Origin of the sequence: Aurantiacibacter atlanticus (assembly GCF_001077815.2) — a bacterium.
Classification (GTDB): Bacteria; Pseudomonadota; Alphaproteobacteria; order Sphingomonadales; family Sphingomonadaceae; genus Alteraurantiacibacter; species Alteraurantiacibacter atlanticus.
On record NZ_CP011310.1, the window covers coordinates 1,601,804 to 1,615,604 of the forward strand.

Here is a 13,801-nt window from a genome sequence, read left to right on the forward strand (position 1 = left end):
TTTGCGAGCCCAGGGACTGCCGCTCGCAAATCACCGCCTGTGATTGTGCGGTCCGCCGGTTAATTCCAGCCAAAGGGAGGGCGATAATGTGCAATTTACCATGGGCGCGCACTCTGCCCATGCCGGCGTGATTGGCGATATCGCCTGAAACGGCCTTTAATGTTGCGCTTGCCTGCAGGCCCGCTAGGCAGCGCGCAAGAATATTGATGGAGCGAATTTGAAATGGGTTACCGAGTTGCTGTAGTCGGCGCGACGGGGAATGTCGGACGTGAAATGCTGGCGATCCTTGCTGAACGCAAATTTCCGATGGACGAAGTGGCTGCGGTCACTTCCTCACGCTCGACCGGAAGCGAGATCGAGGTTGGCGACACAGGCAAGATGATCAAGTGCAAGAATATTGAGCATTTTGATTGGTCCGGCTGGGACATCGCGCTGTTTTCTGCAGGTTCCGGCCCGGCAAAGGAATATGCGCCCAAGGCCGCTGCTGCTGGCTGCATCGTCATCGACAACAGCTCATATTACCGGATGGACCCCGATGTGCCGTTGATCGTGCCAGAGGTTAATCCTGATGCGATCGACGGTTACAAGAAGCGCAACATCATCGCCAACCCCAATTGCTCCACAGCGCAGATGGTGGTCGCGTTAAAGCCGCTGCACGATGCCGCAAAGATCAAGCGCGTGGTCGTCTCCACTTATCAATCAGTGTCGGGTGCGGGCAAGCAGGGCATGGACGAGTTATTCGAGCAAAGCCGCGCGATTTTTGTGGGTGATCCGGTCGAACCAACAAAATTCACCAAGCAAATCGCCTTCAATGTAATCCCGCATATCGATGTGTTCATGGACGACGGTTCCACCAAGGAAGAGTGGAAGATGGTGGTCGAGACCAAGAAAATCCTCGACCCCAAGATCAAGATGAGCGCAACCTGCGTGCGGGTGCCCGTCTTTGTCGGCCATTCCGAAGCGATCAATATCGAATTCGAGAATGATATTTCGGCCAAGGAAGCGCAGGATATTTTGCGCGAGGCGCCGGGCATCATGCTGATCGACAAGCGCGAAGACGGTGGGTACGTCACTCCTGTGGAATGCGTAGGCGATGGCGCCACCTACATCAGCCGCGTGCGTGAAGACCCGACCGTCGATAACGGCTTGGTGCTGTGGTGCGTCAGCGACAATTTGCGTAAGGGTGCGGCGCTTAACGCCGTGCAGATCGCTGAACTGCTCGGACGCCGTCATTTGCAGAAAGGATAGCATCCATGCGCGCATTCGTTCTTCTTGCCCTTCCGCTGGCCCTCGCAGCATGTTCGCAGCAGCCTGAAACAGATGGAGATGCTCCAGAGAGTGCGGAGACAGCAGCAGCTCGGGAAAATGTGACACTCGATTTGCAGGCCACCGGTATTGTCGTCCCGCCGCAGGAAGGGATTGAGCAACTGGATGTCCCCTTCGGCTCCAACCGTTCAGCGACAGAGGCAACCTTGGCAAATGTGCTGGGTGCGGCCACCGGCGGTCATGAGGGCGAAGGCGATTGCGCGCTTCAGACTACCGAATACCCAGGCCTGACGCTCATTTTCCAGGAAGAACAATTCGTCGGCTATATGGCGAGCGCACCCTATGTGCCGGAACTGGGCCGAGCCGAAATGCTGGGCGATCCGGGGGTCTCGCTGGTTGCGGACAGCACGCTGGACGGGGAATTTGCTATCGGCACGGGTGAGACAACCATTGCCGGTAAATTTTCCGGCGAGGATGACACGGCGCAGGTCGAACGGCTCTGGGCAGGCGAAAACTGCATCTTCCGGTGAGTTCCATCACGACAGATCAGGTCGGAAGTTTCGACGGGACTGCCATGGCGGTGCACCGTGTTGCAGGGGTTGCCGCTGATGCACGTCCCGTGCTGATGTTGCACGGGCTGTTTTCGAGTGCAGAGGTCAATTGGATAAAATACGGGCATGCCGCGCTGCTTGCCCAGAATGGCTTCGCACCAATCATGCCGGATTGGCGCGTGCATGGTGCAAGCGAAGCGCCAAGAGACCCCGCTGCCTATCCAGTAGACGTACTGGTGCGGGATACCTTGCATCTGGTCGAGCAGCTCAATCTAGAAGATTTCGATCTCGTAGGTTTCTCGCTAGGCGCGCGTACGGCAACCAGTGCAGTGATTGCCGGGCTGAAACCGCGCCGCCTGATCCTTAGCGGAATGGGTATCGAAGGGCTGACCAATTGGAAAAAGCGTTCAGCATTCTTCGTCGACATGATTGATCGCTTCGACACAATTGAGCGCGGGGATCCTGCATTCATGGCCAAGAGCTTCATGAAAAGCACCGGCATCGACCGTGAAGCCGCGCGCCTTTTGCTGACCCGCGGCGTGGGCGATATTGATGTCGCGCAATTGCAACGTATCGCGATGCCGACGCTTTTGCTGATCGGAGAGGATGATCGTGACAATGGCTCTCCGTGGAGCCTTGCCGAAGCCTTGCCCGATGCCCGCGTAGAAGAAGTGCCCGGCAACCACATGAGCAGCGTCGTTCAGAAAGATCTGGGTCAGGCGATCCTGCGCTTCCTGTCAGCCTAGGGTTGCGCGCTGCGCTAGCGTGCGCTGACCATGATAATAGTGCCGAGCGACTGGTCCTGCATCCGGGCCTCTACGCGGTTCACCGTGTCCGTAGTGAAAAGCAGATTTCCATCTGGCCTGCGGATCTGCCCTCGCACGGCAAATTGCGCATGATGTTGCAATGCCTCAGCAGGCAGATACAATTCAAAGCCGAAGGACACACTGCGTCCTCTAAGATCGTAATTCGCCTGGTCAATGACAGTTGATGGCGCATCGGCACGCGACACTTCCAGAAGTTGCACCTGCGCGGTGGCGCCAGGCGGCAAGGCGATGCGCTCCCGATAGGTCAATCCGCCGGAAATCTGCGCGCTTTCCGCATGGGCCGAGGCTGACGGTCTTTCGTCGCCATATGCAGTGGAGCAGGCGGATGCGAGCAATAGGGAAGTGACGCCAAGAAACCTGTACAAGCGCATTGTGGCTCCTCTAGAATGTTTGATAAAGGGGGATGCCCTTAGCAACCAGGGCCGGACGCATTACGTTCCCATGTACGCAAATATCGGCAGGCAGAGCTTGGGTAGTCAGACACCGTGAAACCGAAAATCCTGACCACGCTACCCCGTTATGGCTGGCATCAGGCACGTGCGGATGTGCTCGCGGGAGTCACTGTTGCGCTGGTAGCGTTGCCGCTCAGCATTGCCATTGCGATAGCTTCTGGAGCACCACCGGCAGCGGGACTTGTCACTGCCATCGTTGGCGGTTTCTTAATCTCCTTTCTGGGTGGAAGCCGCGTACAGATTGGCGGACCGACAGGCGCGTTCATCGTCGTAGTTTACGGCGTTATCCAGGAGCACGGTTTTGACGGGCTGGCGGTTGCTACATTGATGGCTGGCGCAATCCTGCTCGTCGCGGGCCTGCTTCGTGCCGGACGCCTCATCAGGCATGTGCCGGAACCGGTAATCGAAGGCTTCACTATCGGTATCGCCATCGTGATCGCCGTCAGCCAGATAAAGGATCTGGCCGGGATGCGCGGGGAAGGGCTGCCCGCGGACTTTCTTCCCAAGCTGGAAGCACTGTGGGCCTTGCGTGGATCGATCGATGTTGCCGCTTCGACAGTCGGTGTGTCGAGCATCGCGGTCATCCTCCTGCTGCGCCAGTTGGTTCCTAAGGTGCCATGGTTGGTCGTGGTCGTGATCGGGGCGAGTGTTGTCGCCGCGCTTGCATTGCCCTCGGTAGAAAATGTGACTTCCCGTTACGGTGCACTGCCTGATGGTTTGCCCGTGCCAGTCATGCCGGACGTTGAAGCTGAGATGCTTATCGCGCTTTTGCCTACTGCGCTCACTATCGCGTTTTTGGCGGGCATAGAATCGCTTCTGTCCGCCATCGTCGCGGACCGGATGATGGGCGGCGCGCACCGATCCAATGCAGAATTGATAGCGCAAGGTGCTGCCAATATCGCATCACCTCTTTTCGGCGGCCTGCCCGCGACGGGCGCAATCGCCCGGACGGCCACGAATGTGAATGCCGGTGGGCGGACGCCGGTTGCAGGCCTCGTCCATGCCTTGGTGATACTGCTCGCACTGCTGCTGGCTGCGCCGCTGGCGGGCAAGTTGGCCCTGCCTGCGCTGGCCGGACTACTGGTGGTCACCGCCTGGACGATGAGCGAGCCACATCGCTGGCGCGCACGTCTGCAATTGCCGCGCGCAGACCTGGCATTGCTCGTCCTGACGGCGTTTTTGACGGTTCTGGCCGACCTGACCATCGCCATTGCGCTGGGCACGGTCCTGGGGCTCGTATTACGGTTTTTGCAGGGAAGGATTTCTGCCTAGCAGCGCTCGGCTTTCGAGGGCTTTGTCACCTGCACTGCATTGGTCGGGGTAATCGGCGGTATTGCCTATTTGGGTACGCCGCTATGGGTCGAAAGTCAGCTAGCTGATCCTGTTGGTGCGGCAGGGCTGGATGAGGCCGAATTGCGAAGCTGGCTTGTCGATGACATGCGATGGAATCTTGGCTAGTTCACGCTTTTCCTGATGATCCTGCTTGCGATCAATCCCCGCAGCCACATGGCGGGTTTGGGAAGCTGAATATCTCCGAGTGCCCAATAAGTGCCGTGTTTTTCCATACGCTTTTTGCAGTTTCAATCGCGCTGACGGTAATCAGCATCGCGATCAGAATGTGGGCCGCGCGCCAAGGGGGCGACGCAAGCGTAATAAAAAAGGGGAGCCACCGTTTCCGGTAGCGCCCCCTTTTTGTTTCGCGGTGAGCGAGATCAGCCTTCGGCGCTCTCTTCGCTATCGTCTGCAGCAGCTTCTGCATCTTCATCTTCGGCACCGGGCAATTCGCCCAGTTCACGATCGGGGTCGAGCGCTTCGGTGAAGCCTTCGGCCTCGCCACGATCTTCTTCGAAGGCAGCTGCGAGAATGTCGATGCCCTGGCTCTGCAATTCGGCCTCGTCATCCGAACGGGCTACATTGGCCTTTACGGTGACTTCGACTTCGGGGTGCAGCGCGATGGTCACGTCGTACATGCCGATTGTCTTGATCGGCGCGCCCATGATGACCTGCTTCTTGTCGATGTCGTGGCCCTTGTCGGCCAATGCAATCGCCACGTCGCGGACGTTGACCGAGCCATACAGTTGGCCGGCGTTGGAAGCAGCACGGATCAGGATGATCTCTGTGTCGGCAACCTTTTCGCCCTGCTTTTCAGCATCGGTGCGTTTTTCAGCGTTTTCGGAAACCAGGCGATCACGGTTGGCTTCAAAGACCTTCTTGTTTGCCGCATTGGCGCGAAGTGCCTTCTTCTGCGGCAACAGGAAGTTGCGCGCATAGCCGTCTTTCACGGAGACGACGTCACCGATCTGACCGAGATTGCCGATACGTTCGAGGAGGATGATATCCATGAATTTATGCTCCTCTTACTTAACGACGTAGGGCAGCAGGCCCAGGTGGCGGGCGCGCTTGATCGCCTTTGCCAGTTCACGCTGCTTCTTGGCGGAAACGGCGGTGATGCGGCTGGGCACGATCTTGCCGCGTTCGGACATGAAGCCCTGCAGCAGACGCGTGTCCTTGTAGTCGATCACGGGGGCGTCCTTCGTTGAAAACGGGCAGGACTTGCGGCGGCGGTGGAATGGGCGTGCCATCAGTCACGGTCCTCCCGATCATAACGACGCTTTTTGTCGCGATCGTTCTTGCGCATCATCACGGACTGGCCATCTTCGTGCTGTTCAACAGCAATGGTGAGCCAACGGATGATGTCTTCGTTGATACGGTTCTGACGCTCGAGCTCGCTGACCAGGCCGCCGGGCCCGTCAATGTTGAGCATCACAAAATGTGCCTTGCGATTGCGGTCAATCTTGTAGGCGAGGGATTTGAGGCCCCAGGTTTCGGTCTTCACGACCTTGCCGCCGTTCGATTCCACGATGTCCGTGGCACTTGCGGCCAACGCGTCAACCTGAGCCTGGCTCAAATCCTGACGCGCGAGAAACACATGCTCGTATAGAGCCATGTCGCGCTTCCTTTCATGTTACTGCCGATCGCTGGCTTGTCCGTCCGGATGACGGGGCCCCTCCGGCTTTCTTCGAATTTCCAAAGGCGCGGCATTGCCGGGTCCTCGCGGAAGCGGCGCACATAGCGGGATTGGCGAAGATTGCAAGGCTTGTGCCGTTGGAACAGGAGCGGCAGGTAAGGGTTATCAGGCAAAACAGGGAGTATCCACATATGCCGTCAGGCCTCGCCGCCCTTCTGGACGACGTTTCCATCATCGCCCGCGCCGCTTCGGCGTCGGTTGACGATATTGCCGCTGCCGCAGGCAAGGCCGGGTCAAAGACCGCTGGTGTCGTTATTGACGATGCGGCGGTCGCGCCAAGTTATGTCACTGGCCTTTCACCCGCGCGCGAATTGCCGATCATCTGGGATATCACCAAGGGAAGCCTGAAGAACAAACTGCTCATACTGCTGCCCGGCGCGCTTTTGTTGAGCGAGTTCCTGCCGCAAGCAATCATCTTCATCCTGATGTTGGGCGGCGCCTATCTTTCCTATGAAGGTGCCGAAAAGGTGATGGAAAAGCTGAGCGGTCAGACGCACGGTGAGAATATTGGAGGCCCTATCAGGGACCCAGTGGCCTTTGAGAAGCAGCGGGTAGCCGGCGCAATCCGCACAGATCTTATTCTTTCGGCGGAGATCATGGCGATTACGCTGAATGAAGTGTCTGCAGAAAGCCTCATTACGCGCGCTGGTGTTTTAGCATTGGTAGGCATCGCGGTGACAGTGGGCGTTTACGGGGCGGTTGGCCTGATCGTGAAGATGGACGACATCGGCCTGCATATGGCTGAAAGAGAAAGCGATTTTTCCAAGCGTTTTGGCCGGGGTCTTGTCAACTTCATGCCTGTGCTTCTGACTTCTCTCAGCGTGATCGGCACCATCGCAATGCTGTGGGTCGGCGGTGGCATAATTGTCCACGGGCTGCACGACATCGGCATGTATTATCCCGAAGAGAATATCGAGCAGGCGCAGCATTGGGTTGAAATGATGAGTGGCGGCCTGGGCGGCATTTTCGGCTGGCTCACCTTTGCAGCTTTATCAGCGCTTTTCGCACTCGTGCTGGGATTGGTGATCAATTTCGTGCTGCATAATATCTTCAAGCTTGGGCATTCCGAGGATGCAAAAGCAGCGCATTAAGCCTTTGCTGTCATGCAGCGTGGCGGCGGTTGCGGCGTTCCTCTGTCAGCCACGCATCCTTGCTGGCCCAACTACGTCCGTCATTGCTTTCCACCCGTCCATCTGGATGGATCACGAACCACGGGTTTTCGTCAGCAGCGCGCGGGTCCAGACACATGGGCGTCAATCGCCGGTCCTTGCCGACTTGCCAGCCGAGCACGTTGCAATAGACCAGATCGACCTGGTTATCGTCAAAATAGGCGGAGACGAGATAGGTGCCGGGCAGCGCATCCAGCATGCCGACGCCGCCTTCGCGGTAATTTTTCTGCACCTGTCGCGCCCTCCATATATGCGTTGAAGGTGTGATAATGGCCTACAAACGTTGCAAAAGGCTTTCAGCAAACTCGGTCAACGTATCATCGCGCGCGCCCATCACCGCAATGCGATCGCCGGGCTTTGCGTTTTCAACGATGAAATCGCCGCAGCCTTCGCGTGTATTGATGTGGAGCGCCTTTCCACCAGCCTTGGCGATCAGGTCCACGATCCGCTCGCTACCCTCGCTGCGGTCAACCGTGCCGCCGAAATACACAGGGTCGCACAAGATGGTGAGGTCTTCAGCGCCGAGTTCGTGTGCGAAAGTTTCGGCGAGTTCATGCCCCATCTGCCGCAAGGGGCCATAGCCATGCGGCTGGAAGAAGGCGATCACGCGCCCCTCATGCGCCTTGAGCGTTTTCAAGGTGGCGCGGGCTTTTTCCGGATTATGGCCGAAATCGTCGATCACCGTAATGCCATTGGCGCTGGTGCCGACAATATCGAAACGCCGCGCAAGACCTTTGAAATCGGCCAGAGCGGCAACCGCTTTGGCCACCGGCACGCCGGCGCCATTCGCAGCGGCTATCGCTGCAAGTGCGTTGGACAGATTGTGCCGCCCCGGCATGGCAAGGCGCAGCGCGTGCTCGCTGCCATCGCGCCGGTCCACGATCATCGCGGCCTGTTTGGTCGGACCGTCGGCAATGCTGCCTTCGACCACGCCCAGTGCGGCGCAGGTGTTCGTGATCCCGAAGGTGAGCGGGTCCTTTGCCCGGGCAACAAGGCGAAAAGCTTCCTCATTATCTGCGTTGACGACGCCGCGATCTGCGACAGCGAGAAAATCGCCGAACAGTGCGCGCAGTTCATCCATGCTCTTATGATCGAGGCTGACGTTAAGTAGCAGGGCGACGGTGGGACGGTAAAGCGCGATGGAGCCGTCGCTTTCATCGACTTCACTGACAAAGACATCGCCATCGCCCACCACGGCGCTGGCGAACGGGCGTTCTTTCGAGACGAAGTTCTTCATCACCGCGCCGTTCATGATGGTCGGTGCGCGGCCTGTTGCCTGCATGATCCAGCCGAGCATTGCAGTGGTAGTCGATTTGCCGCTGGTGCCACCGATGGCGATGCTCTGCGACGCAGCGTTGAACAGGCGAGCGAGCAATTGGGCGCGGGTCAGCCTTTCGCAACCAAGCTCTGCCGCGCGGGCGACTTCGGGCACGGTATCCTCGATTGCGGCGCTGGCGATCAATATCTGCTCGCCCGATGTAATTCCGCTGCCATCCTGCGGGAACAGCGCAAAGCCCTGACGTTCGAGCGCGGCGAATTTTTCGGCCGTGCGCCCCTGATCGAAACTGCGATCCGATCCTGCGACCTCTGCGCCAAGTCCCTTCACGATCTGCGCCAGAGGCAACATGCCCGATCCGCCGATGCCGCAAAAGAAATAGGGGCGGGCGGTTACGCTGGCGGTGTCGCGACCAGTTTCGTGGGGGGAGCTATCATTCATGGGGATGTGCCTATGCGGACAGTGGCGGTTTGTGAAGCGGATGTTAGAGACAATTGCATGACGACGCGCATTGCCATTGTTTGTCCCGGAAAACCGCTACGCCGCGAGCGGGCGGATGCCGTGCTGGCGCTCGCCGAAGCTGAGTTTCCGCAGGTTGATCTGGCGTTCCACCCGCAATGCTTCATCAGGACGGGCCACTTCGCGGGTGATGATTCAACGCGGCTGGCGGCTTTTCTGAATGTGGCCAACGATCCGGCGGTCGATGCCGTGTGGTTCGGCATGGGTGGATATGGCGCCTGCCGCATTGCCGGAGACGCGATTGCGGGACTTGGCCAAAACGCAGACGGTAAGAGCTATCTTGGCTATTCGGATGCGGGCACCTTGCTTGGCGCACTCTACCGTCACCAGATAGGCAAGCCGGTTCACGGACCGCTGGCAGGTGATATCAGGCGCGACGGCGGGGACGAGGCGGTGCGGCGGGTGCTGCGCTACCTCTCTGGCGTGCCGGTAGAATTGGAGGCTGGGCTTGATGACCGGCCAACGGCCGCGTTCAACCTCATGACGCTCGCCATGCTGGCAGGGACCGATTTGATGCCCGATCTTGCTGGCCATGTGGTGCTGGTGGAGGAAGTGGCAGAGCATCTTTATGCCGTTGATCGCCTGTTTTTCCACATCACCCAGCATTTGCATGGGGTTGCCGGCATTAGGCTGGGGCGCATTTCCGATGTGCCGGAAAACGACCGCCCTTTCGGCTCGACCGCCGAACAAATCGCCAAGGACTGGTGCGCCAGATCGGGCATTGCCTATCTCGGGCGCGCCGATATCGGCCACGATGCAGATAACGCACTGGTCCCATTCGGTATTGCCCCGCAACGCGGCGACGCATAGGCCCGCGCGCAAAGGAGAGTTTGATGATCGCATTCGTTTTTCCAGGGCAAGGCAGCCAAAAGGTCGGCATGGGCGTGGAACTGGCTGAGGCCAGCAGCGCCGCGCGCGAAGTATTCGAAGAAGTGGATGAGGCGCTCAAGCAGAAGCTGTCTGCCCTCATGCGCGACGGGCCGGAAAGCGAATTAACGATGACTGCCAATGCGCAGCCCGCCATCATGGCTAATGCGCTGGCAGTGGCGCGGGTGCTGGAAGACGGCGGCGTGTCTCTTTCCGAAAAGGGTGAAGCGGTGGCGGGCCATTCGCTGGGCGAATATAGCGCGCTTGCCAGTGTTGGCGCCTTCAGCCTGACCGATACTGCAAAGCTGCTGCGATTGCGCGGCATTGCCATGCAGGATGCTGTTCCCATAGGCCTTGGCGCGATGTGCGCTTTGCTGGGAGCCGATCTTGAAAAGGCGCAGAAGCTGGCCGATGCCGCGGCGCAAGGGCAGGTCTGCGAAGTCGCCAATGATAATGATCCGGGGCAGGTCGTATTGTCCGGCCATGCAGAGGCGATTGATCGCGCGGTGGAAATGGCCAAGGAATACGGTTGCAAAAGGGCGATCAAACTGCCGGTTTCAGCACCGTTTCATTGTTCATTGATGCAGCCTGCCGCCCAGCGCATGAAACTGGCGCTGGAAAACACGCCGCCGCAGGCGTTTCGCCTGCCGGTCTATGCCAATGTCACCGCCACGCCGATTACCGATGCTGACACGCAAAAGGGTCTGCTGGTCGAACAGATCACAGGGCGCGTGCGTTGGCGCGAATGCGTGATTGCGATGCAGGATTCTGGCATAAACCATTTTGTTGAACTGGGCGGAAAGGTGCTCGGGCCGATGATCCGCAAGATCGCGCCCGATGTGGCGGTCACCAGCGTCGTGGGAATGGACGATATAGAGGCTTTTGCCAAAGAGCTTTGAACAAGGGGGGAAAGTGATGGGGCGCAAGGCATTCTGGACAATCACGGCCGCATTGGCGCTGCCACTGGCGGCGAATCCAGCATTCGCGCAGGGCCAGGGCGTTCACTGCATGCAAGGCCAGTATTCGGCGGAACAGACCGAGGAATTGAGGGAGCTTGGCCCTAATCTCGTAACCGGATCGCAAATACATCAGGAGGTGTTTGATCGGATGGGTGATATCGCGATGACCGCTGTGCAAAGTTGCGGTCGAAGCAATCGCTGGAATGAAGAACAATCGCGTTTCGCCACCCTTTACGAACTGGGCCGGATCAATGAAATCACTTATCGAAAATCGGGCCATCTGACTGAAGACCAATTGCAGCGCCTCGATAGCGCGCTGGCCACGGGCAATCATGAAAGGCTCTGGTCGATCATCGAAAACAGCGTTTTTCAAGGCATGAACGAGGGTGATGGCGCGATGGGCGAAGGCGATGCGATGGTAATTGGCGCCTTCATCGTAAGCGCGGGCCTGAACACCGGTTCCCAAAGCGAAGCCGTGGCCGAAAGGATCGGCATCATACTTGGCTTCATGGGCCTGCAACGCATCGGCCGTCGCGAGTTTGACACGCTGCATTGAGTTACTTTTAGCTCGCGACACCGTCCTGCAAGAGGACTATCAGCGCAGATGCGCGATGAGTTTGTGAAACCGCGATTGGATGGCAAAGTCGTCAGCGAAGTTTGGCGCACCGACTTTCCCCAACGATGTCGCCCACGCCCCGATCGCGGCGGTTGACCAGAGGCGCAGTCACGCGCAACAGACTGGCGCAACGCAATAACTAAAGGACTGCCCGGCCCATGTTCTCACTCGAAGGAATGACCGCCCTTGTTACCGGGGCGAGCGGCGGCATAGGCTCTGCCATTGCTCGCGCGCTTGCATCGCAGGGCGCACGACTGGCGTTATCGGGTTCCAACGGGGAAAAGTTGCGCTCTTTTCGCGAAGAACTGAATAGCGAATTCAAGCATCACGATCATGATGGACATGTGGAGATCACCTGCAATCTGTCGGATACGCAGCAGGTCGAAGAACTGGTACCTGCAGCCGTGGATACCTTTGGCGGGATCGACATTCTTGTAAACAATGCTGGCATCACGCGCGATAATTTGGCGATGCGCATGAAGGATGATGAATGGGATGACGTGATCCGCATCAATCTTGAGGCGAGCTTTCGCCTGATGCGCGCAAGTGTGCGCCCGATGATGAAGAAGCGGTTCGGTCGCATAATCAGCATTTCCAGCGTGGTGGGCACCACGGGCAATCCGGGGCAGATGAATTATACCGCCGCCAAGGCCGGTCTGGTCGGCATGTCGAAAAGCCTTGCACAAGAAGTCGCCAGCCGTGGCATTACTGTCAATTGCGTGGCACCGGGCTTCATCCGTTCGGCCATGACAGAGGCGCTGGATGACAAGCAGAAGGATGCGATCAATGGCCGCATCCCGATGGGCCGCATGGGCGAGGGCGATGATATCGGTGCTTCAATTGCCTATCTGGCCTCGAAAGAGGCGGGTTATGTCACTGGTCAGACGATTCACGTCAATGGCGGTATGGCGATGTTGAGCTAATCGATTCCGTTGCATCGGCGGGGCAGGCGGGCGAAACTGGAAAATCTTCCACTTTTCCCCAAGGAATCCCACCATGTGACGGCGAATCCTTGCCCGCAAACGCCCCTGCGCTAAGGGTAAGGGAGCAATTTACCGGCGCTGGTGGGCGATTCCGGGCTTTCCCGGTCACTCCCGCGCGCGAATGGGGAAGTATCTGCAATGAAGGTCACCATCGAACGCGCAGAGCTGCTTCGCAGCCTGTCCCACGTCCAGTCTGTGGTGGAGCGGCGCAACACCATCCCGATCCTCTCTAACGTGCTGATAGAGGCCGAAGATGGGGGCCATCTGCGCATCATGGCGACCGATCTGGATCTGCAGGTGGTAGATAATCTGCGCGCCAGTGCGGTGGAAAGCTCCGGGGCAATCACAGTGTCGGCCCATCTGTTGTTTGATATTGCGCGCAAGCTGGCGGATGGCAGCCAGGTTAGCCTCGAAACCGCTGAAAACAGGATGACGGTCAAGGCCGGACGCAGCCGCTTCTCGCTGCCGACCTTGCCGCGTGACGATTTCCCGGTGATCGTGGAAGGCGATTTGCCCACCAGTTTCGAACTGCCTGCAAAAACGCTTGCGGACATGATCGACCGCACCCGTTTTGCCATCTCGACTGAAGAGACGCGCTATTACCTCAATGGCATATTTCTGCATGTGGCAGATGAAGATGGCGGCGTGTTGAAAGCAGCTGCAACCGATGGGCACAGGCTTGCCCGCTTCACCATGGCTCGCCCAGAAGGTGCCGATGGCATGCCAGATGTGATTGTGCCTCGGAAGGCCGTGGCCGAATTGCGCAAACTGTTGGAAGAAGCGACCGAGGGCAATGTTCAGATAGACCTCAGCCCCTCCAAGATTCGTTTCACCCTGGGTGGAGAAGGCGGTGTCGTGCTGACGAGCAAGCTGATCGACGGTACATTCCCTGATTACAGCCGCGTGATCCCCACCGGGAATGACAAGTTGCTCAAGGTTGATCCGAAAAGCCTGTTTGCAGGTGTTGATCGTGTTGCCACCATCGCCACAGAAAAAACCCGCGCGGTCAAGATCGGTCTGGATACCGACAAGGTAACGCTGACTGTCACCAGCCCCGATAATGGCAATGCTGTCGAGGAAGTGTCCTCGCAATATTCATCCGACCCGCTTGAAATCGGATTTAACGCAGGATATCTGAAAGATATCCTGCAACAGTTGAGCAAGGAGACAGTGGAATTGCACTTCGCCGATGCCGGCGCGCCGACACTAATCCGTGAAGATGAAAGCAGCCCTGCGCTCTATGTGCTCATGCCGATGCGCGTCTGATTGTTACCCGTTGCACAGAAAG

Annotated in this window: 17 protein-coding genes; 11 read left to right on the top strand and 6 right to left on the bottom strand. The window is 58.3% G+C overall.

Annotated features, from left to right (window positions below):
* Positions 1–222: 222 nt before the first annotated feature.
* From CP97_RS07790 to CP97_RS07800, 3 genes are read left to right on the top strand one after another with little or no spacing between them, the layout of a single operon-like run.
* On the top strand, positions 223–1,248 hold the full coding sequence (locus tag CP97_RS07790) for an aspartate-semialdehyde dehydrogenase (protein ID WP_048885471.1): 1,026 nt from the start codon (positions 223–225) through the stop codon (positions 1,246–1,248).
* A gap of 5 nt (positions 1,249–1,253) precedes the next feature.
* Entirely contained in the window at positions 1,254–1,796 is a 543-nt protein-coding gene (locus tag CP97_RS07795; RefSeq protein WP_048885472.1) for a hypothetical protein, read from the top strand.
* The gene (locus CP97_RS07800) at positions 1,793–2,563 is read left to right on the top strand and encodes an alpha/beta fold hydrolase (protein WP_048885473.1); all 771 of its coding nucleotides are present in this window, start codon (positions 1,793–1,795) and stop codon (positions 2,561–2,563) included. The genes CP97_RS07795 and CP97_RS07800 overlap by 4 nt, the downstream gene beginning before the upstream one ends.
* A 14-nt stretch (positions 2,564–2,577) precedes the next feature.
* Here the strand turns inward: CP97_RS07800 and CP97_RS07805 are convergent, their stop codons facing one another.
* Positions 2,578–3,015 (bottom strand): YbaY family lipoprotein, encoded by a 438-nt coding sequence (locus tag CP97_RS07805; protein ID WP_048885474.1) that lies wholly within the window; start codon positions 3,013–3,015, stop codon positions 2,578–2,580.
* A 114-nt stretch (positions 3,016–3,129) separates the two neighbouring features.
* On the opposite strand from CP97_RS07805, the gene CP97_RS07810 reads away from it, so the two are divergent.
* Positions 3,130–4,368, top strand: coding sequence for a SulP family inorganic anion transporter (locus tag CP97_RS07810; RefSeq protein ID WP_048885475.1), 1,239 nt, complete (start codon positions 3,130–3,132; stop codon positions 4,366–4,368).
* Between the two features lie 39 nt (positions 4,369–4,407).
* The gene (locus tag CP97_RS16290) at positions 4,408–4,554 is read left to right on the top strand and encodes a hypothetical protein (RefSeq protein ID WP_161485450.1); all 147 of its coding nucleotides are present in this window, start codon (positions 4,408–4,410) and stop codon (positions 4,552–4,554) included.
* A 254-nt stretch (positions 4,555–4,808) separates the two neighbouring features.
* Here the strand turns inward: CP97_RS16290 and rplI are convergent, their stop codons facing one another.
* From rplI to rpsF, 3 genes are read right to left on the bottom strand one after another with little or no spacing between them, the layout of a single operon-like run.
* On the bottom strand, positions 4,809–5,438 hold the full coding sequence (rplI, locus tag CP97_RS07815) for a 50S ribosomal protein L9 (RefSeq protein WP_048885476.1): 630 nt from the start codon (positions 5,436–5,438) through the stop codon (positions 4,809–4,811).
* 15 nt (positions 5,439–5,453) lie between these two features.
* On the bottom strand, positions 5,454–5,678 hold the full coding sequence (rpsR, locus tag CP97_RS07820; RefSeq protein ID WP_048885477.1) for a 30S ribosomal protein S18: 225 nt from the start codon (positions 5,676–5,678) through the stop codon (positions 5,454–5,456).
* A complete protein-coding gene (rpsF, locus tag CP97_RS07825) occupies positions 5,678–6,043 on the bottom strand; it encodes a 30S ribosomal protein S6 (protein ID WP_048885478.1) in 366 nt (121 codons plus the stop codon). Before rpsF ends, rpsR begins: the two co-directional genes overlap by 1 nt.
* A 212-nt stretch (positions 6,044–6,255) precedes the next feature.
* On the opposite strand from rpsF, the gene CP97_RS07830 reads away from it, so the two are divergent.
* Positions 6,256–7,215, top strand: coding sequence for a DUF808 domain-containing protein (locus CP97_RS07830; RefSeq protein WP_048886840.1), 960 nt, complete (start codon positions 6,256–6,258; stop codon positions 7,213–7,215).
* A gap of 10 nt (positions 7,216–7,225) precedes the next feature.
* On the opposite strand, the gene CP97_RS07835 is transcribed toward CP97_RS07830, so the two are convergent.
* Together CP97_RS07835 and CP97_RS07840 are read right to left on the bottom strand one after the other, a co-directional pair.
* On the bottom strand, positions 7,226–7,525 hold the full coding sequence (locus CP97_RS07835) for a hypothetical protein (protein ID WP_048885479.1): 300 nt from the start codon (positions 7,523–7,525) through the stop codon (positions 7,226–7,228).
* A gap of 42 nt (positions 7,526–7,567) precedes the next feature.
* On the bottom strand, positions 7,568–9,010 hold the full coding sequence (locus tag CP97_RS07840) for a glutamate ligase domain-containing protein (RefSeq protein ID WP_048885480.1): 1,443 nt from the start codon (positions 9,008–9,010) through the stop codon (positions 7,568–7,570).
* A 57-nt stretch (positions 9,011–9,067) separates the two neighbouring features.
* Here CP97_RS07840 and CP97_RS07845 point away from each other — a divergent pair, with 57 nt between their 5' ends.
* From CP97_RS07845 to dnaN, 5 genes are all read left to right on the top strand, one after another.
* Complete coding sequence (locus tag CP97_RS07845; protein ID WP_048885481.1) at positions 9,068–9,898, top strand: LD-carboxypeptidase; 831 nt, start codon at positions 9,068–9,070, stop codon at positions 9,896–9,898.
* A gap of 23 nt (positions 9,899–9,921) precedes the next feature.
* Positions 9,922–10,854: an ACP S-malonyltransferase gene (gene fabD, locus CP97_RS07850; RefSeq protein ID WP_048886841.1), complete on the top strand. Its 933-nt coding sequence runs from the start codon at positions 9,922–9,924 to the stop codon at positions 10,852–10,854.
* A 16-nt stretch (positions 10,855–10,870) separates the two neighbouring features.
* Entirely contained in the window at positions 10,871–11,470 is a 600-nt protein-coding gene (locus tag CP97_RS07855) for a hypothetical protein (RefSeq protein WP_048885482.1), read from the top strand.
* A gap of 218 nt (positions 11,471–11,688) precedes the next feature.
* Complete coding sequence (fabG, locus tag CP97_RS07860; protein WP_048885483.1) at positions 11,689–12,453, top strand: 3-oxoacyl-[acyl-carrier-protein] reductase; 765 nt, start codon at positions 11,689–11,691, stop codon at positions 12,451–12,453.
* A gap of 198 nt (positions 12,454–12,651) precedes the next feature.
* Complete coding sequence (gene dnaN, locus CP97_RS07865; RefSeq protein ID WP_048886842.1) at positions 12,652–13,779, top strand: DNA polymerase III subunit beta; 1,128 nt, start codon at positions 12,652–12,654, stop codon at positions 13,777–13,779.
* The last annotated feature ends 22 nt before the right edge of the window (positions 13,780–13,801 follow it).